Origin of the sequence: Paenibacillus vietnamensis (assembly GCF_020169515.1) — a bacterium.
GTDB classification, from domain to species: domain Bacteria; phylum Bacillota; class Bacilli; order Paenibacillales; family Paenibacillaceae; genus Pristimantibacillus; species Pristimantibacillus vietnamensis.
Window position 1 is genome coordinate 139,748 of the sequence record NZ_JAHMHW010000009.1, and the last position, 21,821, is coordinate 161,568.

At 49.1% G+C, this 21,821-nt stretch carries 22 protein-coding genes and 2 pseudogenes; 9 read left to right on the plus strand and 15 right to left on the minus strand.

Annotated elements, in window-relative coordinates; genetic code table 11:
• Positions 1–21: 21 nt before the first annotated feature.
• From KP806_RS17860 to KP806_RS17870, 3 genes are read left to right on the plus strand one after another with little or no spacing between them, the layout of a single operon-like run.
• Positions 22–468: a hypothetical protein gene (locus tag KP806_RS17860; protein ID WP_224725083.1), complete on the plus strand. Its 447-nt coding sequence runs from the start codon at positions 22–24 to the stop codon at positions 466–468.
• A 1-nt stretch (position 469) separates the two neighbouring features.
• Positions 470–691 carry a helix-turn-helix transcriptional regulator gene (locus tag KP806_RS17865; protein WP_224725084.1) on the plus strand — a complete coding sequence of 74 codons (222 nt, stop codon included), beginning with the start codon at positions 470–472 and terminating at the stop codon, positions 689–691.
• Positions 688–1,392 carry a DUF4386 domain-containing protein gene (locus tag KP806_RS17870; RefSeq protein WP_224725085.1) on the plus strand — a complete coding sequence of 235 codons (705 nt, stop codon included), beginning with the start codon at positions 688–690 and terminating at the stop codon, positions 1,390–1,392. The genes KP806_RS17865 and KP806_RS17870 overlap by 4 nt, the downstream gene beginning before the upstream one ends.
• Before the next feature lie 17 nt (positions 1,393–1,409).
• Here KP806_RS17870 and KP806_RS17875 read toward each other — a convergent pair whose 3' ends face one another.
• Positions 1,410–1,745: an antibiotic biosynthesis monooxygenase family protein gene (locus KP806_RS17875; RefSeq protein ID WP_224725086.1), complete on the minus strand. Its 336-nt coding sequence runs from the start codon at positions 1,743–1,745 to the stop codon at positions 1,410–1,412.
• A 388-nt stretch (positions 1,746–2,133) separates the two neighbouring features.
• Positions 2,134–2,307, minus strand: a pseudogene (locus tag KP806_RS17880) (small acid-soluble spore protein H); the annotation flags it as partial.
• A gap of 205 nt (positions 2,308–2,512) precedes the next feature.
• On the opposite strand from KP806_RS17880, the gene KP806_RS17885 reads away from it, so the two are divergent.
• Positions 2,513–3,058: a DUF1697 domain-containing protein gene (locus KP806_RS17885; protein ID WP_224725087.1), complete on the plus strand. Its 546-nt coding sequence runs from the start codon at positions 2,513–2,515 to the stop codon at positions 3,056–3,058.
• Between the two features lie 122 nt (positions 3,059–3,180).
• Here KP806_RS17885 and KP806_RS17890 read toward each other — a convergent pair whose 3' ends face one another.
• The gene (locus KP806_RS17890) at positions 3,181–3,576 is read right to left on the minus strand and encodes a winged helix-turn-helix transcriptional regulator (protein WP_397376414.1); all 396 of its coding nucleotides are present in this window, start codon (positions 3,574–3,576) and stop codon (positions 3,181–3,183) included.
• Positions 3,577–3,692: 116 nt separating this feature from the next.
• Here KP806_RS17890 and KP806_RS17895 point away from each other — a divergent pair, with 116 nt between their 5' ends.
• From KP806_RS17895 to KP806_RS17910, 4 genes are all read left to right on the plus strand, one after another.
• Positions 3,693–4,706, plus strand: a complete 1,014-nt coding sequence (locus KP806_RS17895; protein WP_224725089.1) for a zinc-dependent alcohol dehydrogenase family protein — start codon at positions 3,693–3,695, stop codon at positions 4,704–4,706.
• A 148-nt stretch (positions 4,707–4,854) separates the two neighbouring features.
• Positions 4,855–5,616 (plus strand): prolipoprotein diacylglyceryl transferase, encoded by a 762-nt coding sequence (locus KP806_RS17900; RefSeq protein ID WP_224725090.1) that lies wholly within the window; start codon positions 4,855–4,857, stop codon positions 5,614–5,616.
• A 2-nt stretch (positions 5,617–5,618) separates the two neighbouring features.
• Positions 5,619–7,058, plus strand: a complete 1,440-nt coding sequence (locus KP806_RS17905) for a radical SAM protein (protein ID WP_224725091.1) — start codon at positions 5,619–5,621, stop codon at positions 7,056–7,058.
• Positions 7,042–7,347: a hypothetical protein gene (locus tag KP806_RS17910; protein WP_224725092.1), complete on the plus strand. Its 306-nt coding sequence runs from the start codon at positions 7,042–7,044 to the stop codon at positions 7,345–7,347. The genes KP806_RS17905 and KP806_RS17910 overlap by 17 nt, the downstream gene beginning before the upstream one ends.
• Before the next feature lie 184 nt (positions 7,348–7,531).
• Here KP806_RS17910 and KP806_RS28020 read toward each other — a convergent pair.
• Together KP806_RS28020 and KP806_RS17915 are read right to left on the minus strand one after the other, a co-directional pair.
• Positions 7,532–7,656, minus strand: a pseudogene (locus KP806_RS28020) (Crp/Fnr family transcriptional regulator); the annotation flags it as partial.
• A gap of 64 nt (positions 7,657–7,720) precedes the next feature.
• A complete protein-coding gene (locus KP806_RS17915; RefSeq protein WP_224725093.1) occupies positions 7,721–8,968 on the minus strand; it encodes an MFS transporter in 1,248 nt (415 codons plus the stop codon).
• 261 nt (positions 8,969–9,229) lie between these two features.
• Here KP806_RS17915 and KP806_RS17920 point away from each other — a divergent pair, with 261 nt between their 5' ends.
• Positions 9,230–10,141, plus strand: coding sequence for an immunoglobulin-like domain-containing protein (locus KP806_RS17920; protein ID WP_224725094.1), 912 nt, complete (start codon positions 9,230–9,232; stop codon positions 10,139–10,141).
• A 155-nt stretch (positions 10,142–10,296) separates the two neighbouring features.
• Here KP806_RS17920 and KP806_RS17925 read toward each other — a convergent pair whose 3' ends face one another.
• The 10 genes from KP806_RS17925 to KP806_RS17970 all read right to left on the minus strand — a co-directional run bounded on the left by KP806_RS17925 (position 10,297) and on the right by KP806_RS17970 (position 21,652).
• Positions 10,297–10,710: a PIN domain-containing protein gene (locus KP806_RS17925; RefSeq protein ID WP_224725095.1), complete on the minus strand. Its 414-nt coding sequence runs from the start codon at positions 10,708–10,710 to the stop codon at positions 10,297–10,299.
• Entirely contained in the window at positions 10,704–10,928 is a 225-nt protein-coding gene (locus tag KP806_RS17930; RefSeq protein WP_224725096.1) for a hypothetical protein, read from the minus strand. The genes KP806_RS17925 and KP806_RS17930 overlap by 7 nt, the downstream gene beginning before the upstream one ends.
• Before the next feature lie 461 nt (positions 10,929–11,389).
• Positions 11,390–12,505, minus strand: a complete 1,116-nt coding sequence (locus tag KP806_RS17935; RefSeq protein WP_224725097.1) for a TolB family protein — start codon at positions 12,503–12,505, stop codon at positions 11,390–11,392.
• Positions 12,506–12,585: 80 nt separating this feature from the next.
• The gene (locus KP806_RS17940; RefSeq protein ID WP_224725098.1) at positions 12,586–14,043 is read right to left on the minus strand and encodes a sensor histidine kinase; all 1,458 of its coding nucleotides are present in this window, start codon (positions 14,041–14,043) and stop codon (positions 12,586–12,588) included.
• Positions 14,033–14,728 (minus strand): response regulator transcription factor, encoded by a 696-nt coding sequence (locus KP806_RS17945; RefSeq protein WP_224725099.1) that lies wholly within the window; start codon positions 14,726–14,728, stop codon positions 14,033–14,035. The genes KP806_RS17940 and KP806_RS17945 overlap by 11 nt, the downstream gene beginning before the upstream one ends.
• A 1,519-nt stretch (positions 14,729–16,247) precedes the next feature.
• Positions 16,248–16,856: a HEPN domain-containing protein gene (locus KP806_RS17950; RefSeq protein ID WP_224725100.1), complete on the minus strand. Its 609-nt coding sequence runs from the start codon at positions 16,854–16,856 to the stop codon at positions 16,248–16,250.
• Positions 16,853–17,884, minus strand: a complete 1,032-nt coding sequence (locus tag KP806_RS17955; protein WP_263575761.1) for a ParA family protein — start codon at positions 17,882–17,884, stop codon at positions 16,853–16,855. Before KP806_RS17955 ends, KP806_RS17950 begins: the two co-directional genes overlap by 4 nt.
• A gap of 566 nt (positions 17,885–18,450) precedes the next feature.
• On the minus strand, positions 18,451–19,317 hold the full coding sequence (locus KP806_RS17960) for a sulfurtransferase (protein ID WP_224725102.1): 867 nt from the start codon (positions 19,315–19,317) through the stop codon (positions 18,451–18,453).
• 114 nt (positions 19,318–19,431) lie between these two features.
• Entirely contained in the window at positions 19,432–20,295 is an 864-nt protein-coding gene (locus KP806_RS17965) for an alpha/beta hydrolase family protein (protein WP_224725103.1), read from the minus strand.
• 121 nt (positions 20,296–20,416) lie between these two features.
• Positions 20,417–21,652: a molybdopterin-dependent oxidoreductase gene (locus KP806_RS17970; protein WP_224725104.1), complete on the minus strand. Its 1,236-nt coding sequence runs from the start codon at positions 21,650–21,652 to the stop codon at positions 20,417–20,419.
• Between the last annotated feature and the right edge of the window lie 169 nt (positions 21,653–21,821).

Genomic DNA, 21,821 nt, shown 5'->3' on the forward strand with positions numbered 1-21,821 from the left:
CATAAACAGGAGGTGCAAAGCATGACCTATCAAGAAAAGAAAAGCATCGTGACGTTAATCAGCGCCATAATTATTTTCGTATCTTATTGTGCGTACATGTACCTGCAGTATCCGGAGGATGGGCTGGAGCCGGCGGAGGCCTTTCGTTACTGGGGCTCCTTCGTCCTCACCTTGACTTTGGTTTCCATCATCGCGCATATTTTGATCAGCATTATGTTTAACATCGTCTTCAGGATGACGACCGGGGAGAAAGAACCGGCATTTGCCGATGAACTGGATAAACTCATTGACTTGAAAGCGAACCGGAATTCTTTTTTTGTCTTTATTCTCGGCTTTCTTCTTGCCATGGGCTCGCTGGCCGCCAATCAGCCGTCACAAGTGATGTTCGTGATCCTGATCGCCTCGGGATTCATTTCCGATGTCACCGGCTCAGTTACGAAACTTTATCATTATCGGAGAGGAGTTTAAGATGGGAAAAAATCTTGTCGGCAATCACATCCGGAAACTACGGTTCAATCATAATGAAATGACCCAGCAGCAGTTGGCTGACAAGGCGGGCGTCACAAGGCAAACGATCGTGGCTCTGGAAAAGGGCAACTACTCTCCGTCTCTGGAGCTGGCTTTTCGAATTGCGCATGCCTTTAATTTGCCTTTGGAAGAAGTATTCTTTTATGAGGGAGGTCAAACATGAATTCGGCCAAAAAAGCATCAAAAGCGGTGGGAATTCTCTTTATCCTTGCAGCGGTTTCGTCAGTAGCGGGGCTTCTATTATATGACCCCATCCTGAACGGTCCCGATTATCTGACGAACGGCGCCGAACACGCCAACCGGGTGATCCTGGGAGCGCTGATGGAGTTAATTCTTGTCGCTTCAGCGGTCGGTACTTCCATTACGATGTTTCCTTACTTGAGAAGGTACAATGAAAGCATAGCCCTCGGTCATGTTTGCTTCAGGTTTCTTGAAGCCGTCATCATAACCGTTGGCGTAGTCAGCGTGCTAACGCTTCTGACCTTAAGCCAATCGTTTGCAGCGGCGGGAGCGCCGGAAACAGCCTCTTATCAAGCGTCCGGCACATTGTTAAAAGCCGTACATGACTGGACTTTTATGCTTGGTCCCAATTTCATGCTGGGGATCAATACGATGATGTACAGTTATATTTTTTATAAAACCAGGCTCGTTCCACGCTTTATATCCATCTTGGGGATGACCGGGGCAGCTCTCGTATTTAGCGCCGCCTTGTTCGAAATGTTCGGCGTATTTCCTCAGCTTTCCGTTTGGGGCGCGATTTTGTCACTGCCTGTAGCAGCGAATGAAATGACCTTGGCCGTTTGGCTTATCGTGAAAGGCTTCAATAAATCTGCCCTAGCCTCGCTTTTTGCAAAAAAGCAGTAGCTTCCGGGCTCAAACATTCAATTTTTACTTTCTGCTTCAAATCCGTAATCTCGTTCAACCCTGCAAACTCTAGTTTTGTATCTGAGATACCATTCCGACATTCCTTTACGCTGTGCAATTAGATGTCTTTCGTTTTGTTTCCAGTTTTGTATAGCTTCAAGAGAATCCCAATAAGACACCGTGATGCCTACACCTTCTCGCGCACTTTCTACTCCCAAAAATCCAGGCTGAATAGATGCAAGCTCCACCATTTCATCTGCCGTTTCAGCATAACCATGGTCTCCTTCCGTTCGTTCAGAAGTGAAAATGACCGCATAATAAGGCGGCTGTGGCGTTTTAGCAATATCGCTCATATAAATCCTCCATCCGTAGACGAAATGTTTTTCGTAACAAAATTTTACAAGTAACTTTCGTTTAATCTTTTAGGGAATGTCTTATAATTTCCTGTGCAATTGCTTGAGGCGGATTTGTCAGCATCGTGTATGGGGCTGTTATTGGCTGGGCTCCTATTCTCTTCAAATATCGGTTCTATTTTAGCATAAAAATAATAGGTAATGCCGTTAACCACTTAATGTCTCATATTCCTTTCTGTAAATAATTTCGTGGCAACCGCATTAAAAAGGGCTGCCCCTTCCGGGACAGCCCTATAGTTACGTCATCAAAACTGAATTCGACTTATGTATCGCTATTGTCAACCCTGCAAGCCATTTGTTCGACTTCCATCGCCACCTGCGACGAACGCTCGACGAGGCTGCGCACCGGAACCTCCTGCTCTTGATCCGGTTGGCCGAGAGGATAGATTCTGACCGTCTCGTTCTGTTCGTTTACATGCTGGATATAGATGCGAACCCCGTTATACTCTACATTCTCCATGACCGGCGATTCTGAAATTTCCCGAGCTCTTTGGATATTCATCATCTTAACCTAAGCCTCCTATGCTTCTTGTTGACACTTTATTATGCGCGAGTGAGGCTAGATCTATTCTCAATTCAAGCTCCGGTAATTCCCGGCATCGTCATCGCTTCTTTGCCAAAGCCATCCGATTAATTGTTTTGCCCCTCCTTCCCCAGTATAATAATTCCATAGCTTTACCATTTTCTTGAGGTTATGGGGGTAGACGATGGTTTTTGTGGCCTTATTGCGTGGCATTAATGTTGGCGGCAATAATAAGATCGATATGAAGCAGCTCAAGCTAACTTTTGAAGAGCTCGGCTTAACCGATGTCGTTACGTATATCAATACAGGAAATATTATTTTCACGGACGGCGCCCATTCCGCGCAGGAGCTGTCCGGCATGCTGGAAGAGGCTATTCTCAAGGATTTTGGCCTTTCTATTAAAGTGATGATCCGTACACTGGACGAGATTAAAACAATTATGGACAACCTGCCTGAGCACTGGTCGAATGACCAAACCATGAGAAGCGACGTGCTCTACCTATGGGATGATGTCGATGAGGAGTCCGTGCTCGAGAAGCTGGTCATGAAACCGGAGGTCGACCGCGTCCTTTACGTCAAAGGCGCAATTCTATGGTCTTACGACAGGGAGCACGCCGGCAAAAGCGGCATGAACAAATTGATCGGCACCAAGCTCTACCAGCGGGTGACCGTCCGGAACGTAAATACGGCCCGCAAAATATACGGGCTGATGCAGGCGGCTCAGCGCTAAAAGTTGAACCGTAAATTTACTTTGCGTGTAATGGCGAAAGTTAATTCCATTAAACAGCGGCAATCCCGGACTTATGCTCCTGTCCAGGATTGCCGCTGTTTGCTTGCTTCGTGTCATTAACTTTATTTAGAAGATACCTCATTTTTTACTCTAACTCTTTGGCTGTCATATTCTTCTCTGGCCTCCAGAACGCTGTCATAATTGTCCGCGGCCCAAACCTTTAACATCCGCATAATGGGAATGAGTGACTCGCCGAGTGGAGATAGCGAATATTCCGTGACCGGAGGCACCGAAGGGATGAGCTTGCGATTGACCACTCCGTCCCGTTCCAATTGCTTCAGGGTTTGGGTCAGCATTTTCTGCGAGACGCCTTCGATCCGCCTCATCATTTCCCCGTAACGAATCGTTCCATCCTCCATCGCATAGATGGCGAGCGCCGTCCATTTATTCGAAATGATCTCGAGTACATGTCTATAGCTGCATGATTCCATGGAGATATTCGGCTGTGCTTTCAACACGGTTCCTCCCCTCGTACGCACCTTAAAGTTCGTATCCCACCATAAAGTGCCTTCTTACTAAATTTTAGTATGTAACCTATAGTATGTCTATACCATACGAAGGAGTGAGTTTGGATATGAAAGCATTTGTGCTGCATGGCGGCTTTGGACTCGATTACCTGAAGGAGACCGACATGCCGATCCCTTCCCCCGGCCCCGGTCAAGTCCTGATTCGAATAAAGGCTGTTTCCCTGAACGCCCGCGATATGGGAGTGATTGACGGATTTTACGAGCCCAACCGGACAGCCCCTCTTATTCCGGTCTCTGATGGAGTCGGCGAGGTCATTGCTTTGGGGGATCGCGCATCCAGGTTCCAGATCGGAGATCGCGTAAGCGGGATTTTCGCACAGAGCTGGACAACGGGAGAACCGACGCAACAAAACTGGATATCTACACTTGGAAGCCCTCTCGACGGGATGCTCGCCGAATACGTCGTGCTTCCTGAAGAAGGATTAGTCCGCGTGCCGGAGCATCTGACCGACGAAGAAGCGGCAACTTTAGCTTGCGCGGGCGTCACCGCTTGGCATGCTCTCTCGGAGGAAGGACGCTTAAAAGCCGGCGATACGGTGGTCGTTCAAGGCACAGGCGGCGTATCTCTATTCGCTCTGCAGTTCGCCAAGCTGCTGGGAGCCAAAGTGATCGTTACTTCAAGCAGTGACGAAAAGCTGGAACGCGCGAAAGCACTCGGCGCCGATTACGGCATTAACTATGCAACGAATCCCGAGTGGGATCAGGCTGTTCTGGCTTATACAGAAGGTCAAGGTGCGGACCATATCGTCGATCTCGGCGGCGCCGCTACGCTTAATCGCTCGCTTTCGGCATTGAAGGTCGGCGGCCAGATCAGCATTATCGGGATCCTGACGGGCGCCGGCGTCGAGAATTTCAACCTGATCCCTGCCATCATCCGCAAAGCAAAGCTTCAAGCGATTAACGTCGGCAGCAGGGAGATGTTCGAAAGAATGAACGCTGCGCTTGAACAGCATGCCCTGCATCCGGTCATCGACAAATCGTTCCCTTTTGCCCAATCTCTCGATGCTTTCCGGTATTTGGCGAAGGGCTCCTCTTTTGGGAAAGTTACTATCGTATTTTAACGGAGTAATCTTTATAAATAAGGCCGGACAGCCGCTCGAAGGAGTGGGACTGCCGGCCTTATTTGTGGACTCTGCCGGATAAAAAGGATTATCGTTTTCCGCTAGCGAATCTTTAGAAAGTGAACTTACAACGAAACGGGAGAATATGATGACCTTCCCTATCTGGATCGATCTTGGCTTTATCAAGCTGCATCCGCATGCGGTTTTTGAAGCGCTTGCCTATTTTATCGGCTTCCGGGTGTACCTCTACACCCGCAGCAAAGAGAAGCTTCCGATTGCGCAGGGCATGTGGGTCATTGTCGGGGCCATCCTGGGAGCCGCCGTCGGGTCAAAAGTGCTGTATTGGCTGGAGGATCCCATGCGGACGATCGACAACTGGCGCAGCTACACCTATTTAATGGAGGGGAAAACGATCGTCGGCGGATTGCTTGGCGGACTGATCGGCGTGGAATGGATGAAGAAACGCGTCGGGATTACCCGCTCCACCGGCGACGACATGGCGCTGCCGATTGTAGTAGGCATGGTGATCGGGCGCATCGGCTGCTTTATGACCGGGCTTGACGACCATACCTACGGCACGCAGACAACCTGGATCACAGGCGTCGATTTCGGCGACGGCATTCTCAGACACCCGACACAGCTCTATGAAATAGCTTTCCTGCTTTTGCTCGGCGGGATGCTCTACCGGTGGAAACAAAGAGCCGCGCTGCCCGACGGAGCGATTTTCCAGCTTTTTATGGCAGGGTATCTCTTGTTCCGCTTGTCCGTCGATTTCATCAAGCCGACTCCTCATCCATATTTCGGCCTTAATAACATCCAGCTGGCCTGCCTCGCCGGCTTACTCTATTACTTTGCGTTGATCTATAAGTGGCTGGGGCAGCCGATGCGTTCACATCGAAAGGAGCTTTAACGATGACAACTAAGAACAGACCTTATATTTTCTACGAGCTTACGAACAGTATCTGTTCAAAATGCCTGCGCAAGGTCGAGGCTAAAGTCATTATTGAAGACAATCAAGTGTTTCTGCTCAAATATTGCGGACAGCACGGCCGGGAAAAGGTACTGATTGCAAGCGACGCCGCCTATTATAAGAAATGCCGCGAATTTCTGAAGCCAGCGGAAATGCCGCAGCAGTGGAACACCCCGATCCGCTACGGCTGCCCCTATGATTGCGGCCTATGTCCCGACCATGAACAGCACAGCTGTCTGACGCTGCTCGAGGTCACCGACCGCTGTAATCTGCAATGTCCGATTTGCTATGCGGAGTCTTCCCCGCACAAGGAATCGTGGCGCTCGCTGGAGCAGATCGAAAGTATGCTGGACGCCATCGTCCGCAACGAGGGCGAGCCCGACATCGTGCAAATTAGCGGCGGTGAACCTACGATTCATCCGCAATTTTTTGAAATACTGGATCTCGCCAAAAGCAAGCCCATCAAGCACATTATGGTGAACACCAACGGCCTCCGCATTGCACAAGACCGTAACTTTGCAAAGCGGTTAGCCGAATATATGCCGGGCTTTGAAATTTACTTGCAGTTCGACAGCTTCGAGGAGAAGGCGCTGCGGGAGCTCCGCGGCGTTGATCTGCGCGACGTTCGCCGCCGCGCCTTGGAGCATTTGAACGAATTTAATATTTCGACCACGCTGGTCGTTACGCTAAAAAAAGGACTGAACGATCATGAGATCGGCGACATCATTCAGTTCGGCTTGAAGCAGCCCGCCGTACGCGGCGTGACCTTTCAACCGATCCAGGCGGCGGGCAGACTGGAGGATTTTGATCCGGCCAAGGATCGACTGACCCTTAGCGAGGTGCGGCAAGGGATCATTGACCAATCGGGCGTGTTCCGCGCGGAGGATATCATTCCGGTGCCGTGCCACCCCGACTGCCTGGCGATGGGCTACGCCTTAAAGCTTGGCGGGGACGTGCTGCCGCTTACCGGATTAATGGACCCTCAGATCTTACTGGAGGGCGGCCGCAACACGATCGTGTTCGAGCAGGATCAGACGCTGAAGTCCAAAATTTTCGAGCTGTTCTCGAGGGCTCACTCTCCTTCTTCTTCAGCACTTTCGTTGAAAAACCTGCTGTGCTGCCTGCCGATGGTCGCCGTGCCTGACAACATCAGCTATGAAAACGTCTTCCGGGTCATCATTATGCAGTTTTTGGATCCCTATAATTTTGATGTACGCTCGGTCAAAAAATCCTGCGTTCACATCGTACACCCCGACGGACGAATTATTCCTTTTGATACGTACAATATGTTCTATCGCGGTGATCAGGAGCAGAAGCTGGCCGAGCTGAGAAAAGAATACGACTTGCGTCCGGGAGGTAAAATCGATGAGTGGAATGAATGATGGGGACAATCAGCAGTCAGGCGCGAAGCCTTCCGGCAAAGAGCCAGGCCATACCAAGCAGGTATGGCTCGGAATCGGCCTGCTCGCCGCGCTGCATTTGCTGCTTTTCCTGTTTCCGATCGCCTTTTTCTTTATCAGCGTCGTACAAATCGTATACCTGATTCCCGCTATTATTATTTTCCGTAAAAAAAGCGGGATTCTCCAAGGGCTGCTGATCGGCGCCGGTGTTACTATTCTGCTGAACGCAGCCTGCTTCGGGCTCGTGGTTAGCGGCACTTTTTCTCTTTAATGCCGTTAACATTGACTTAGTCAATGAACAGCCATCACCCCCCGATTACAATGAAACCATCAACGTTTTCGGGGGGATTTTGAATGGATGGCTCCGTACAGGAACGGACGGATCAGCGAAAAGCTGCTTTGACAGCTGGAATATTGTTGATCATCATGGCGTTTGCCGCGTTTTTTTCGTATTGCACGAAGTAGCATTTGCAGGAACGTCTCCTTGTCTGAGGAGCACCGTTCCTTTTTTGAATTGTTCAAACACAATCTCATCGGCGATCGCCTGCTGCTCTTCTTGGGTAAGAGTAGTTAATCTGGACTAGAAAAAAAAGAGACCAGTAAGCGATTGCTTCCCGTTCTCTAGCGGCGATGGATTCAAATATTCACTCCTGTGCAGCTTCCTTGGCTACAGGCATTCCCGCTTCAATTAAACGTTTGTTGCCAACGAAGAAGATGGCCAAAATGACGATTAACACCCCGGTTCCAACCAGCAGCCATTCAATCTCAATCACATCCGCAAGCGGGCCAAAAATCAGCATTCCAATCGGCATCATCGAAGTCGATATCATCCCGAATACGCCGAAAATGCGCCCCATAAAATTCGGATCCACTCTTTCCTGCAGCAGAACGGTCGTCGGCGTATTCGCCATTGGTAAGGCAACACCGAATACGGCCATCACCACTAAGTAAATCCAGAAGACCGGAACAACGCCCAAAACAAATGTGCAGACACCCATAATCAGGTTAGCGAAAAACATCGTGTATATTTTGTTGCGGAAGCCGCCCCATGATGCGATGATGGCTCCGCCAGCCATCATACCGGTTGAAAAAGCAATTTCGATGGCCGTCAACCGCCAATAATCATCTCCGAAGCTGCGTGTGACTTGCAGCGGCGTTAAAAATGCGGCCGGCGCCAATAATACAAAGAAAAAGGCAAAAAAAATAAAAAACGGTTTCAGAAAGCTATGATTCTTAATATAAACTAATCCCTGCTTAAAGTCGTCCAAATAGCTTGTCCTTTGTTGCTCCGACGCCTTCTGGTGCAAAGGTATTTTCAGAAAGAAAAATAACGCGAAGATCGCGATCGCCGCGGTGACAACATCGATAAAGAAGATGATTTCAATGGTTGACACAGAAAGCAGAGTCGCACTGACAATCGGCGCAACGAACATCATAAGCGCCTGCAGAGTTCCATTTATTCCGTTAACCTTCGTCAGCTTATCCTCCGGCACAATTTGCGGCAAAATCGCTCCCACGGCGGGAGTCTGAATGCCTGCTCCGAGTGCGCGGACAGCGGCTATGACAAACAATAGCCATGGCGCATCATATCCCAGTAAAAACGTGATGGCGAGCAGCAGCGTTACAAAACCGATCATCGCATCCGCTATAATAATCAGATATTTTCGGTTGAAGCGGTCCGCCCACACACCGGCAAACGGCGATAATAGAAACGTAGGGATGAACCCGCAGATAATAAAGATCGTCATCATAAGACCTGATTTTGTAGTAAGCGTCACGTACCACATAATCGCATATTGAACCAAAGCGGAACCAAACAACGAAACGGTTTGACTGCTCAAAAAGAGAATAATATCCCTTTTCCAGTGCTTCTTTTCTTCAGAATGAGTCATCTCTTACACCTTTCTGGAGCCAATGGATTCATTCTTGATTTCTTGGCTTCCTACTAGTAAGTCATTACCACTTTCTATGAATCTCACTCCTCCTTCCAATCAAAAATGGTTCGCCCCACTCTAATTATGACAGGAACTAGAGCGGTAGGTTTCTTATGGATTGCTGGGTTTACAAAACTAATTCTCCAACTTGTGAAAAGTAACTTTTGCCTCCTGGTCCGCGTCTAATGGGTAACTTCACTTAGACTGCGAGCTGATCTTATGAGAAAGATATTTGCAACTCTTCTGCTTGCGGTATTAACCACCGGTTGTTTGGCGAACGAAAACGCTGTTCACACGCCCTCCGAAGCGTCCACTGCCGATGGCGTTTCACTGCATCTTGTACAATCGCCCGAAGGGAACTATGAACTGAAATGGCCTACCCGCGACGTTTTCGAGAAAATCGGACATCCGTTCCAGTCGGGCGATAAGCTAAGGGCGCTTTTCCCCGATCAGTTCCAAAGAAATTCACCGGAGATCACTTACGCGTTTCATACGGAACCGAGCGAAGACCAGGGACTGTACTTTCAGCATTTCCCTACGGACAAACAGATCCGGACAACACTGATCGAGGTTGACGCGCAGCTCAACCCACACAATACTCTTTCACCGAACGTGCATACGTTGTCGGCTGATCCGAGGGGCAACAAGGATATCGTGCATAAGTTCCCTTTTCGTGTGGACGCGGTCATGCCCGAGAAAACTGACGCGCTGTATATATTGCTAACGGAGCTCGTCGAGAAGGACGGGTCCGTATCCGATTCGATCGTGCAGATCTATTACATTCCAGGCAAGGTCATTCACGCGGAGATTTCGACGGATAAGACAGTTTACACACCCGGCGACGAGCTTCAATTAATGATTACGAACCTAGGACCGACGAACTTGACTCATAACGGGAAAAGGTACGACTTAGAGAAGAAAAACAAAGATGGTTGGGAGCTGCTTAACGAAAGGAAACCTGGAACGTCGATGACGCTAGAGGGCTACTCCCCGATTACCGTCGGCGACTATACGCAAAACATCAAGCTCCCCGATGACCTCAAGCCCGGAACCTACCGCATCGTCAAAAGTGTAGGTGCAGATCTTGCGGATTACGGCACAGAGTTATCAGTTACTTTCGAGGTGAAATAAAAAATACATGGCCCAAGGCATGCGGCCCACATGGCAATGTATTCAGGTCTTAGAAGCCAGAGGTCAAAAGCCGCAGAATGAAAACGGGATGCATCTCATCACGAATAGGTGAGCGCATCCCATTTACTTATAATCATTATAAAAATTTCGATTTGTTACTCGTTCTCTTTAACAACCTTAATTATTTTGATACCATACTGTTCAGCAAACCACATCCCCTTATCAAGGGTTAGAAGATCATACTGATTATGTATGGCCGTAGCAACGATTAGGGAATCAGGAGCTTTCACTTTTCGATTTGCTTCTTTTCGTTGCTCTAATCTGATTTTTCCGGCAATTGTCGCAATCGCATTGTCTACATCGATGAATCGGTTATAACCAATACTTTGAACGGCCTGCCACTCGGAATCATTTTTAACACCGCTAAGCAGTTCACATTTCGTTATAACCGAGAAATAAAAATCATACCCGCGATCTTGAAGATTTTGAATCGTCTGGACAATCGAGTGGTTATCATTCAGTAAGCCGATGGCGATGTTGGTATCGAGAATGACTCCACTCTTTACCATTCTCGCCTCATGTCTTCATTTTCCTTTAGCCATTCTTGAGCTCGCTCATCCGAAATGGTACCACGAATGCTCATTAAATCAGAAATGCCGGCTTCCTCATATTCACTGATCATGTTATTTTTAAGATCGATAACAATACGATCGCCTTCTTTAACATCGTACTGCCGCAGCAAATCTCTAATTGCATCTACTGTACTCTTATCGATTTTTTTGGCCATTGCTTATTTCCCCTTCCATTTTAATATCATTTCCTTTTTTCGTTCAGTATCTGCTCTTTTGATTATAACACTAATGCCGTTTAAGCAATAAGTACAAGAAGCGTCTTTATTGCGCTTCAAGTGTGGATACTGTCGGCCATCTTTGTGCGCGTACATGGCACTGTTCGATGTATTGAAACCATTCGAGCAAACGCTCGATGCAGGGATTTTTATAAGCGTTTTCTTTAGAGTGTGTCTCGGAGCATAAAAAACATCGCCCAGGGCGCGCGGCCCACAAAGCGATGTACAGATCTTAATTCCTGTTATATGCCTCTCGGCTTTTACTCTTCCCCCACCGCAACCGGATTCACCTTATTTACAGTAAGGAAAGATATGCCCTGTCCAACCAGAATCCCCTGCAAGGGCTTGTATTCAAATAAAACCGCCCACACCGCCACCACCATTGCCCTAACGATGTAATATTATGGTTGTAAGGAAGTATGAATCTCGACGATGCTGCTGTCGTAGCTGCTGCCGTTCCATACCGAGTAGGACAGTTTGTTGCCTGAAAGACTCCACGAGGAACTCACGGCGTTCTCAACGTCGGTTGCGATACGGGTCGCTTCACCGGACAGAAGATCGTGGACGTACAAGCCTTTTACCGTCGCGCCGCTAACCTCCGCTTGCATACTGTACGCGATCAGCCGCTGATTCGCGGACCAGGAAATTCCGCCAAGCTCCGCTCCTTCCGCGATCGTCTTCGCGTTCCCTCCATCCATGTCGCAAAGTACAAGCTTCACCCTGGTACCTTCGTATTGCTTCACCAGCAGCTGATTGCCGTCAGGCGAAGGAATGACGCTGCCCACGGAATCGAGCCCCATATCTTTGGGCTTCTTGGTATCCAGATTGAGCACCTTCAGCGCTTCATCCGCATTGGAGTTGTAGTAGACGCTGTTGCCGAGCTTGGCTACGATAATCAGTGCGCCTTCGTTCAATTCGTCAAGCGCGGCGATATCGCCATTCGTGGTTGCCGTGTAAGCTCCGCCTGCATAAGAAGCACCGATGATGTTACCATCATCCGCCCATCCAGCGCTCATGGCTCCCCCGATGGATTCACTAGCCAGACCGAACGACTTCAGCGTTTCCAGATTCATGACATAATAAGCGGGATCGCCGAGCGTATACTCCTGATAGATGAGATGTTTTTTGTCGGGAGACAAGCTGGCGCCTCCCAAGAACACGTTCTCCTGTTCCTTCAGCGGCACGAGCTCACCCGTCTTCAGATTGACTCGGTACAAGCTGCGCGGAAAGGAATCCGCCAGTTCCTCCAGCTTCATCTTCGTCAACGATTCGTTCTCCTTGGATACAATGACCGTATCCTCGTCCAGCCAGCCGAATATCTCCATCTTCTCGTACCGCTTGATGCCCCCCACCGTAATGGCCGGTCCGGTTGCCGGCTTCTTATCAATGACGGTGATGGTTTTCCCCGGCTCCCGAATGACCTCGCGATTTTCTCCGTTATCTCCGCTGCAAGCGGTGATGGTAAGCAGCAATGCGGGGACGCATGCCATAATGGCTACTACTTTTGTTCTGTTCAATGTGTTCGCCTCCTTGATGCTTACAATACCAACCGAATGTTGCGAATGAACGAAGAGTTGTTTCCAAGTTGTAAACAATCTTATCGAGATTGAGCCCGGAACGTCATTCGGAACGTCGTGCCGTTGTTATCCGACTTCACAATGGAGATGCTGCCCCCCTGCGTCTCGGCATACCGCTTCGCCAGCGACAGCCCAAGGCCGGCACCGCCATGCTCCCTGGCTCTGTTCCTATCCACCGTGTAGAAAGCTTCAAAAATTTTATCCGCGACCTCGTCAGGAACGCCGATCCCTGTGTCGGATATTTCGATGACGACCTCATTGTCCCTGACGAAGTTGCTTATGCAGATGCGGCCGTCCGTCTTGTTGTATTTGATGGCGTTGTCCAGCAGGTTCGCAAGCACGATATTCATATAATCCTTATCGGCTTCGATGTAGGCTTCGTGCAAATCCGTCTCCAAGACGAGGCCAAACTTCTCCATTTTCCCCTTTAAGCTGTGCAGCACCGATTCAATTGTACCCCGTACCTCGAGCTTTTCCTTGTTATACTCAAAATCGTATTTCTCCATCGCGGACAACTGCAACACCTTCTCCACCATTTCGTAGAGCCTCTGCGTCTCTCCGGCGATATGGGTTTTGGCCGTGGCCAGCAACTCCTCGTCATCAGGATACATATCGAGCAGATCAAGGTAGGCTTTAATGGAAGTGAGCGGCGTCTTGAACTCATGAGTGACATTGCCGATAAACTCCTTCTGCTGCCGATCCAGCTCAGATAACTTGCGAACCGCAAGCGCCAGCTTTTCCCGCTCCTCGTCCTTATCACGCATCGTGGCCATGATACGTTCGCTCATCGCGGCAATGCCTGCGCCGAGCTCCCCGATCTCGTCCCTCCGCTTCATGTCCGGCGCCGCAAACTGTCCCTCCCGGATACGGCTTACCGTATCGTTCAGTTTAATGATGCTGAGAGCAAAGGAGTTGAAAAACAAGTAGGCCAAAAGGAAGCTGAGCACGAACACGCCCGCTCCGATGTAGATGAACAATCGCTTGATCTCCTTGTAAAAGTCTTTATGGTCACGAAGGGAATAATAGAACTGAACAACGCCGACCTGCTCGCCCCCCGCGCGCAGCGGGGTTAAATAATACATAGACTCCCCTTCCACCAAATAAGCGATCTTGTTCTCCAGCGCATACGCCAGCGTCCGCTTGATACTGCCGGATGGAGGAGCCGCGGCCCTCCTCCCTATGACGGCGCCGCTCCAATCGTACAGGACGACAGGCTGCCCGCTAATCAGTTCCAGTTGCTTGCCGAATGCCACACCATTGTTCTCCAAAAATGTCTGGGGAACTTTATTGGATTGCTCCATGATGGATTGCTCGAAATAAACGTTCGCCGTGTCGGCTTGCTGAGCGAGGAGCCCCTCCGACTGCGCGCGCTGATTCCGCTCGATTCCCTGCAAGATTAACAGGCTGAGAACGAATACCGTGAGCAGCAGAAGGCCGGCGAGGAACAGGCTGAACTTCAGCTTGATGCTAATTCTCACCGTGTCCTCCGGACGCCCTGTAGCCGATGCCATGGACGGTTTGGATGGTGTCGCCGTAGTCGGGTCCCAGCTTCTTGCGCAGCCGCTGAACATGAATGTCTACCGTACGCGTACCTCCGTAATAATCCATCCCCCACACCAGGTCCAGCAATTGTTCTCTCTCGTACACCCTGTCGGGATTGGCTGCCAGCAGCGCCATCAGATCGAATTCCTTGGGCGTAAGCTCCAGCTTGCGTTCTCCCGCCATAACCGTTCTTCTAGCGACGTGCACCTTCACTCCGCCTAGCTGAACCTCAATTGGGTCTTTTTTCTCTCCGGCAGCCTGAATTCTTCTAAGCAAGGACTTGAGCCGCGCGAGCAGCTCCCGCATGTCGAAGGGCTTCGTCATATAGTCGTCGGCCCCAAGCTCCAGCCCGAGCACCTTATTTACGATGTCTTCCTTGGCCGTCAGCATGATTACGCCGATTCCGCCTTTGTCATGCAGCTTCTTCAGCACGTCATAGCCGTCCATGCCGGGCAGCATCACATCGAGAATGATGGCGTCGGGACGAGTCTCGACAAGACGCTTCGCGGCGGTATCCCCGCGATCGATAACCTCCACTGCGTAACCTTCGCGCTTCAAAGCATAGGAGATCGCGTCCGAGATCGCTTTTTCGTCTTCGATGACCATTATCTTTGCTTGCATGGCATTCACACCTGCCCCATGTCGTTATCGTGTGCTCCTATTATAAGCGCTTTCCGGTTGGAACCAAAATCCAATCTTGCAAAATATCGTTACGTGTGTAATTACGTTCGGCAGAATAGACGCTTACAACGGCTTCAGAAGCCATGGCCACGGCGACGGTGCCGTATCACGACTTCAGCGAATTCTACGAGCTGACGAACCGGATGGGCGACACCACTACGCCTCGATGCCATGTACTAGATGCGTCATATAAGCTTACTTAAATGGAAAATAGAATAGAATTACACAGAGTATGTTGAGAAGAGAGAACTGTTATAATAAAGCAGTCACAGAAAACTTCTTTGTTTGCTGACCCGACCTAGTCTGTAATCGATGGTTGATTCTCTTTTGATTAAGCTTCGAGAAGTTTCTTGTTGTTGGCTCAACATCTTCTTTAAGCTTGCAGGGAGTTGCCTTCAGCCGAGAGAGCGCTCGCTTCAGAGCTTCCTGAAAGAATTTTCAGGAGGCTGAGGTTGACTCCGTGTTGACTTCGACGCCCCTAGGCACAACGCAAAGAAGTACATCGCCAGATGAGCGATGTACTTCAAGCCGATACTAATATGCTGTTTAAGCCTTTTCCTCGTCCCCCACCGCAACCGGATTCTCGCTTTCAGAAATTCAATCGCTCCAACTGTTATATTCTACTAGAGAGTGTCACTAGCAATTGGCTTGATCTGGGGAAAGCGCTAAGGAACCTATTTTTATTAGCCTATCGTGGTCATTATGTTCAGCCTTCGGAGGCTAATTCATTCCTTTACTATCACTATGATACGTTTCTACGTATCGTCGTAAAGGCGAAACTTCTTGCTCTTCGACACCAAAAAATTTCGCCTCACTTGTGATATGCACCAGCTTAAAGGATCTATCGGCAAAAACACGTAAGGAGCATACCGTGGCTACTCCTTCTTTAAATGACTTATCGATTTGTTAAATTAACTTGATTATTATCTTTCAGTTTATGTTGCGCCTCTTCTGCGGCCAATCCTTACCTCAACCAACTTTTTTGTACCCCTATAATAGGGTACTGTAGAGCATTAACTAAATGGTGAAGTACAGAAAAATAAAATCTTCCCTTCTGGTTTCAAGTAAATAGTAATAGTATCTCCGTCAATCTCTATTTTATCTGGGTTAATATCTTTAGCATAGAAAGAAAATTCGGGTCGATTTGTGTTGTTACTAAGTGAAAATCCTGAAATAATACTTGACTCAGGAAGAAGCCTCTTAAAAATTGGAATATCGGTAATATCTTGATTAATACAACCAGAGATAACTCGACATTTCCATATAGTTTTAAATTCCTCTATTCGTTTCTTCACATCTTCTAATCTATAAGTAAATTGCACACCACTTGTAATATTTCTTCAATGAATGTCTACACCATGAAGACAATCAATACAAGAATAATTATTACCATAATTATTTCTCAGAGCGCACTTTAGAGTAGTTACTGAATATTCTTCAGATCTTTATTTTGCTTAATTTATAACTTGACCAAATTATAGATTACTTCTCCTAGTCTATCAATGAAATCAAGCGTAATTTCAACATCTTCTTCCGAAATAGGTTGTCGTTGCAAAAGGCTGTTTGAGTAATCACCTTCATGCACAATTTGATTCCGGCGAATAGTAATATTTTTCAACATAGTCTTCGTATAGTTCTCATTAAATCCAAGCTCTGAAGAAATCTTTTGCCATTTATGTTGCTCATTCCAAATATTCGATAATGCATCTGCTATCTTGTCGGGCTCTTGAAAAGATAGGTAACCATGCTTCTGTGTAACCATTTGTTCGAATAAAAATGTTGCAGATGCTGTATTTTGAGTAAGTTGTAAGTGTGTATCCAATGTAAATCCAAATCCAAGAAATTTGGAGGTTGGAGAGCGAGTTCCTAAAAATGATTCAACCATTCCTACTCTAACTAAATCATGTATTAACTTATCTAACGCTGAGACAGATTGTGCCCACTGCCACCTCAATAGATCTGAATAATCATACGGGGGCTTCACTACATTTTTCAAAAATTGATACAATGCTCTTGAGTTCTTTGTGTCTTCTAAAAGTGACTTAAACAGCGCAAATGATGAATTCATTTTACAAGCCCCAAAACAACATTAGCCATACTAGTGAAAATTTGATTAAATCTGTCCCGATTAGCAGCCATCTGTTCTAAAACTGGGCCTGTTTCTCCTATTTGCTGATCTGTCAAAGCGAATACTGGAACCATTGCAACATTTGCTTTTTGTAATAATGCTCCAAATTCAGATATTTCAGCTAAGCAGTGATTCTCGAGCCTGCCACCACGTATCAGTTCCGAGATATCGTACGTCATTGAATGTCTTTCGAGTTCTGGCACAAGCTCATCCTCAACGTACGTTTTTATCTCGTCAATTTTACCTTGATAAGGTCTCGCGGCCCTTTTATTTCTCAAATTGAACCTTTGCACTATTTCACCAATAAATTTCATTTCTGTACTAGGTAAAGGATAGGAAGCATCTTTAAATATTTCCCTCGATTGAAGTGACCATCTCTTCCACCGAGGTAGCACAGTCTTTAGAGTTTTTAGTGCCATTATTGAAAATGGATCTGGATTTGTAGGAATAATAAATGCATCAGAAGACATGAAAAACGTTTGATTAATTGCACTTAGACCTGGGTTCATGTCAATGAGAACGTAGTCAATATCATATTTTTCCGAGCAAAGTCTAATAAGTTCATAAAAAGCACCTGGTAGATTTTGTAAAGTTGAAATTGCATTGTTGCTGTTTAGTGCTAGACTCAATGATGGATCGTATTCTGATAAATCCATATGACCTGGAATAAGAAATAAATTAGGATTGTGTTTTGGAATAAAGCAATCAATAGCTGCGATAGGTCTTGGTTTACCCTCAAAAGCTACTTTCACAGCATCCTTTAAATTCGCTGAGTTAGTAGGTTCATTGGTATAAAAGTCATCGAAATCGTCCCCTAATAATAGGCTAGTCAAATTACATTGAGGGTCTGCATCAACCAAAAGCACATTCTTACCAAGTGTGCTTAATTTCCAACCTAAATTATAAGTTGTTGTCGTTTTACTTACTCCACCCTTGTGGTTAAATAATACAATAGTTTTAGCCTTCAACACTAACACCCCTTTATGTACTGTCCCTTTTCGTATCCATATCTTAACAAATTATTGATCTTGCTTTAAGACTAGGACTATAAAGTATTAGGATTAAAATACCATTATAACCCCTTTCTTGCAAATACTTTTTAATCTGGTTTAACATTATACGCCGTTACTGGTGGTATAGTTTCCCACGATTGATTTTAAACTGACGTTATTCAAATTACTACTAACAGGCAGTACCTATTGAGTGTCAGAACGTCTACATGAGTAATATTTGTAATTTCAATGACTCTCTACGATTCGAATAAACTTGTTGACTCCATGTTGATTTCAATCACGCACACATAGAGTGTTGACTTCGATGCCAAAGGGTTGAATTAACGTGAGGACAAAGCCCTCGGATATGGACATCCGAAAATCATAGTGTCTATTAAAAGTTTACGATTTTGTGTTCAGCTCGGCAATTTCTGAGATTACTTACAGCATACGATTGTTAATCCCACGTTGACTTCGACCTAAAAAATACATCGCCTTGACCATTCAGTCCACAAGGCGATGTATCCATTAAATAAGTACTGTTATACACTTCTAGTTTCTTGCTGGTCCCCCACAGCAACCGGATTCCCCTTATCCGAACTCCAATCACTCCAGCTCCCCGCATAAAGCTTCACATTGCGGAAACCCGCATCCTGCAGCGCAAAAACGTTCGGCGTGGCCGTCACGCCCGAGCCGCAGTAGACGATGATCTCATCGTCCTGCGAAATGCCCGCGAAGCGTTCCGCCTGCTCAGTGGGCGACTTCCAGCTGCCGTCGGCGCGCTTGCCTTCGGCCCAGAAGCGGTTGATCGCGCCTGGGATATGGCCGGCCGCGGGATCGAGCGGCTCGACCTCGCCGCGGTAGCGCGGCGCTTCGCGCGAGTCGATCAGCACCGTGCCGGGCTGACCCAGCCGCTCCAGCACTTCCGCCCTGCTCACGAGCATACCCTCCTGCACCTGCGGCTCGTACACAACTCCGGCAGCTTCAGCCGGCGTTTCCTTGCTAACCTCATATCCTGCCGCAAGCCAAGCGGCAAAACCGCCTTCGAGCACATAAACATCGGCATCATGTCCCGTCCACTGCAGCAGCCAGCGCAGACGGGAAGCCATCGCACCGCCCTGATCGTCGTACGCGATGACCGTCGTACTGCGGTCAATACCGATGCGGCCAAGCACAGCCGCCAGCGCGGCAGGCTCCGGCAGCGGATGGCGTCCGCCCTCTCCTCCAGGGCGCTTCGGCCCGGACAAATCATGGCTGAGGCTCAAATAGTACGCGCCTGGAATATGTCCCTCCGCATAAGCCCTGCTGCCCGCCTCCGAATCGTTTAACGCATACCTCGCATCTACAACGACAAGCCCTTCCTGTCCCAAACGCTCCGCCAACCACTCAACCGGTTTATAAAATGACATCCTCCATCGCTCCTTCATCCATATAGTAAGTGCCACAGCAGCGTTTGCCCGCTCTTCCTTTCAGCCGCATTGCCGCCTCGAGCAACCCGCTCCGCCAGGTATTTCCCCCTGCCTCTAAGATTCCTCCGACTTCACACGCAAAGACGCGAAGAACGCTCCAGTCCTTTCGATCGCCCGCTCCAAATCCTCCGTCGTTCCGGCAAAAGGATGCACCGCCCCAAACGTGTGGTTCGCCCCCTCCAGCACGGCAAAACGGTGCCGCGGCGCAGCCGCCCGCAGCTGCTCGAAGCCCGTCCAAATCCGCTCCGAATCGCGGTCGCCTTGGATGAACAGCACCGGCGTCCCCATGACCGCCGCCTTTGCCTTAATATCGAACCGCTCCCGGTTCCTGTCGAGATCCTCGAAGAACGAAGCGGCTATCGGCATTTTCTGCTTCGTGCGGGCGTTGTCCACATACCCGACACCCTCCCGCAGCACCTGCTCGCGAAACTCGGCCGTGAACAAATCGCAATCGGCGATCCCGTTCCACGTCACGACGCCATGAATCCGATCCGGGTGCTCCGCCGCGAACAGCACGCTGTTGCCGCCTCCCCGGCTGTGGCCGAGCAAAAACACCTGCCCGCGATCCATCAAGCCTGCGAGCGGCAGCCGCTCCTCCAGCACCGCCGACAGCACGGCTTCCAAATCGGCTAATTCACGGGAATACGTATTTTGGGCGAAACGCTCCAGCTCGTCAAAGTCGGTCACATCCACACCGTTACAGGAGTAATTAAACGTAATGACAGCAAATTCCTGCAAAGCCAGCTTCTCCGCCGCATACGGCATAAAGCCCCAATCCTTAAAGCCCTTAAAGCCGTGCGAGAACAAAATAACCGGCTTACGTCCCCCGTCCTCCCGTACCCGGACATCGCCCTTTAACGACAAGCCATCCTCCAGCTCCAGCCTGAACGATTGTTGCAGTACTTTCCGCTCTTCCATTCCCTCATCCACCCTTCAGCTCCGAAAATAGGGAAACAACCAGTACCTTCCTAACCGCCCGGCTGTTTCCGCATCTTTTACTATCCGCCTGCTGCCGCACTCTTTCTAAGCGTCTGACCGTCTAAACCCAAGCATCGTTCGAGTATCCGCGTGCCTCCCAATACCCGACATGCTCCCCCTCGATCAGCTCGATCCGGTTCAGCCATTTGACCGACTTGTACGCGTACATTTTCGGAACGACGAGCCGGACCGGGCCGCCGAGATCGCTCGGGATCGGCTTGCCGTCATGCAGCACCGCCACCATCACGTCATCCATATCCGCCTGCTCCAGCGTCAGCGTATCGGTATAAACCCCGTCCCCGGAATAAAATTTCACCGTCTTCGCGTTCACCTTCACGCCGGCCATCTTCAGCAGCTCCTTCAGCGGGATGCCCTCCCACGTGTTTTTGTAGACGGACCAGCCCGTCACGCAGTGGAAATCGCTCACCTGCACGGAGCGCCTGAGCTCCAGGAACTTCTCCCATTTCCAGGTCGCTGGTCGCTCTACGAGACCGTCAATCGTAAACGACCAAGTCTCATTCGTGAAGCTTGGAATCGGTGTAACCGTGTACACCCGAAACTGTCCCTGCGCTCCCCCGCCGACAGGCGGTGCGGATGCCGGAAGCGGCAGCGGGTCGGGCGTCAGAGCGTTGGCATTGTTTTCGATCAGCTTGTCGATCGTTTCGCTGCCGCCGGCGCTTCCGAGGGAAGTGCCCAGCCACTTCAGAAAAGACGGCCCGAGCGTCACCGCAAGACCGGCTCCAATCGCTCCGCGAATGAACGCCCGCCGCGTATATACCGGCTGAGGGGCAGCCGGATGCACGCTTTCCTCCTGCCGTTCGTCGCGAATGGTGCGACGGGCCGGCTCTTTGAGCCATTTTGCCCGGGTGATGGAATGGTAAATGATATAAGGAAGGCCGATCCAGGTCAGCAAATCATGCGCGACAAGCGCCGCATTCGATACGCGCAGGCCGACCGCCTTGAACTGCCACAGCAGCGCACCCGATACAAACCAGCCAAGCAGCAGGCCGAGCACAACAAGCACGTTAAAGCGCTGCCAAGGCTTCTGCTTCAGCTGCTTCCAGTGCTTGCCCGCGAGCAGCAAATAATAGAGAACCGGCAAAATCGAAGCCAGTCCGACGACGATATGCGCCCACTTGATCCACACTCGCCCCTCGCCGAGAAAGCCCCGCCAGAAGCCGCCGATCAGGATTAACCCGGTCAATGCCAAAATGACGACAATCCAGCCGTTCCAGGCATGCAGCGAAACGAGTTTTTTACCGTATCCCTTGCGCAGCCGTTCGAAGATCCCGCTCATTCGTCCCTCTCCCCTCAAATTGATCAAGCCATCCTGCGATTCTATCATCCTTTTCTTCATTATAATGGTTATTCGGTTCCGTTTCGACTGCAGCCATTCTCCCCCCCCCATCAAGCAGCACAAAGAGGCCGCCACGCATCATCACTGACAGCCTCGTTAAAATCTTTAA

What these genes read in the sequence shown, in the direction of transcription:
- KP806_RS17885 (WP_224725087.1), top strand. Translation starts at nt 2,513, where the DNA reads ATGGTTTTTGTGGCCTTATTGCGTGGCATTAATGTTGGCGGCAATAAT.
- KP806_RS17895 (WP_224725089.1), top strand. Translation starts at nt 3,693, where the DNA reads ATGAAAGCATTTGTGCTGCATGGCGGCTTTGGACTCGATTACCTGAAG.
- KP806_RS17950 (WP_224725100.1), bottom strand. Translation starts at nt 16,856, where the DNA reads ATGAATTCATCATTTGCGCTGTTTAAGTCACTTTTAGAAGACACAAAG.
- KP806_RS17920 (WP_224725094.1), top strand. Translation starts at nt 9,230, where the DNA reads ATGAGAAAGATATTTGCAACTCTTCTGCTTGCGGTATTAACCACCGGT.
- KP806_RS17870 (WP_224725085.1), top strand. Translation starts at nt 688, where the DNA reads ATGAATTCGGCCAAAAAAGCATCAAAAGCGGTGGGAATTCTCTTTATC.
- KP806_RS17970 (WP_224725104.1), bottom strand. Translation starts at nt 21,652, where the DNA reads ATGAGCGGGATCTTCGAACGGCTGCGCAAGGGATACGGTAAAAAACTC.
- KP806_RS17930 (WP_224725096.1), bottom strand. Translation starts at nt 10,928, where the DNA reads ATGGCCAAAAAAATCGATAAGAGTACAGTAGATGCAATTAGAGATTTG.
- KP806_RS17925 (WP_224725095.1), bottom strand. Translation starts at nt 10,710, where the DNA reads ATGGTAAAGAGTGGAGTCATTCTCGATACCAACATCGCCATCGGCTTA.
- KP806_RS17915 (WP_224725093.1), bottom strand. Translation starts at nt 8,968, where the DNA reads ATGACTCATTCTGAAGAAAAGAAGCACTGGAAAAGGGATATTATTCTC.
- KP806_RS17905 (WP_224725091.1), top strand. Translation starts at nt 5,619, where the DNA reads ATGACAACTAAGAACAGACCTTATATTTTCTACGAGCTTACGAACAGT.
- KP806_RS17860 (WP_224725083.1), top strand. Translation starts at nt 22, where the DNA reads ATGACCTATCAAGAAAAGAAAAGCATCGTGACGTTAATCAGCGCCATA.
- KP806_RS17875 (WP_224725086.1), bottom strand. Translation starts at nt 1,745, where the DNA reads ATGAGCGATATTGCTAAAACGCCACAGCCGCCTTATTATGCGGTCATT.
- KP806_RS17865 (WP_224725084.1), top strand. Translation starts at nt 470, where the DNA reads ATGGGAAAAAATCTTGTCGGCAATCACATCCGGAAACTACGGTTCAAT.
- KP806_RS17945 (WP_224725099.1), bottom strand. Translation starts at nt 14,728, where the DNA reads ATGCAAGCAAAGATAATGGTCATCGAAGACGAAAAAGCGATCTCGGAC.
- KP806_RS17900 (WP_224725090.1), top strand. Translation starts at nt 4,855, where the DNA reads ATGACCTTCCCTATCTGGATCGATCTTGGCTTTATCAAGCTGCATCCG.
- KP806_RS17960 (WP_224725102.1), bottom strand. Translation starts at nt 19,317, where the DNA reads ATGTCATTTTATAAACCGGTTGAGTGGTTGGCGGAGCGTTTGGGACAG.
- KP806_RS17965 (WP_224725103.1), bottom strand. Translation starts at nt 20,295, where the DNA reads ATGGAAGAGCGGAAAGTACTGCAACAATCGTTCAGGCTGGAGCTGGAG.
- KP806_RS17910 (WP_224725092.1), top strand. Translation starts at nt 7,042, where the DNA reads ATGAGTGGAATGAATGATGGGGACAATCAGCAGTCAGGCGCGAAGCCT.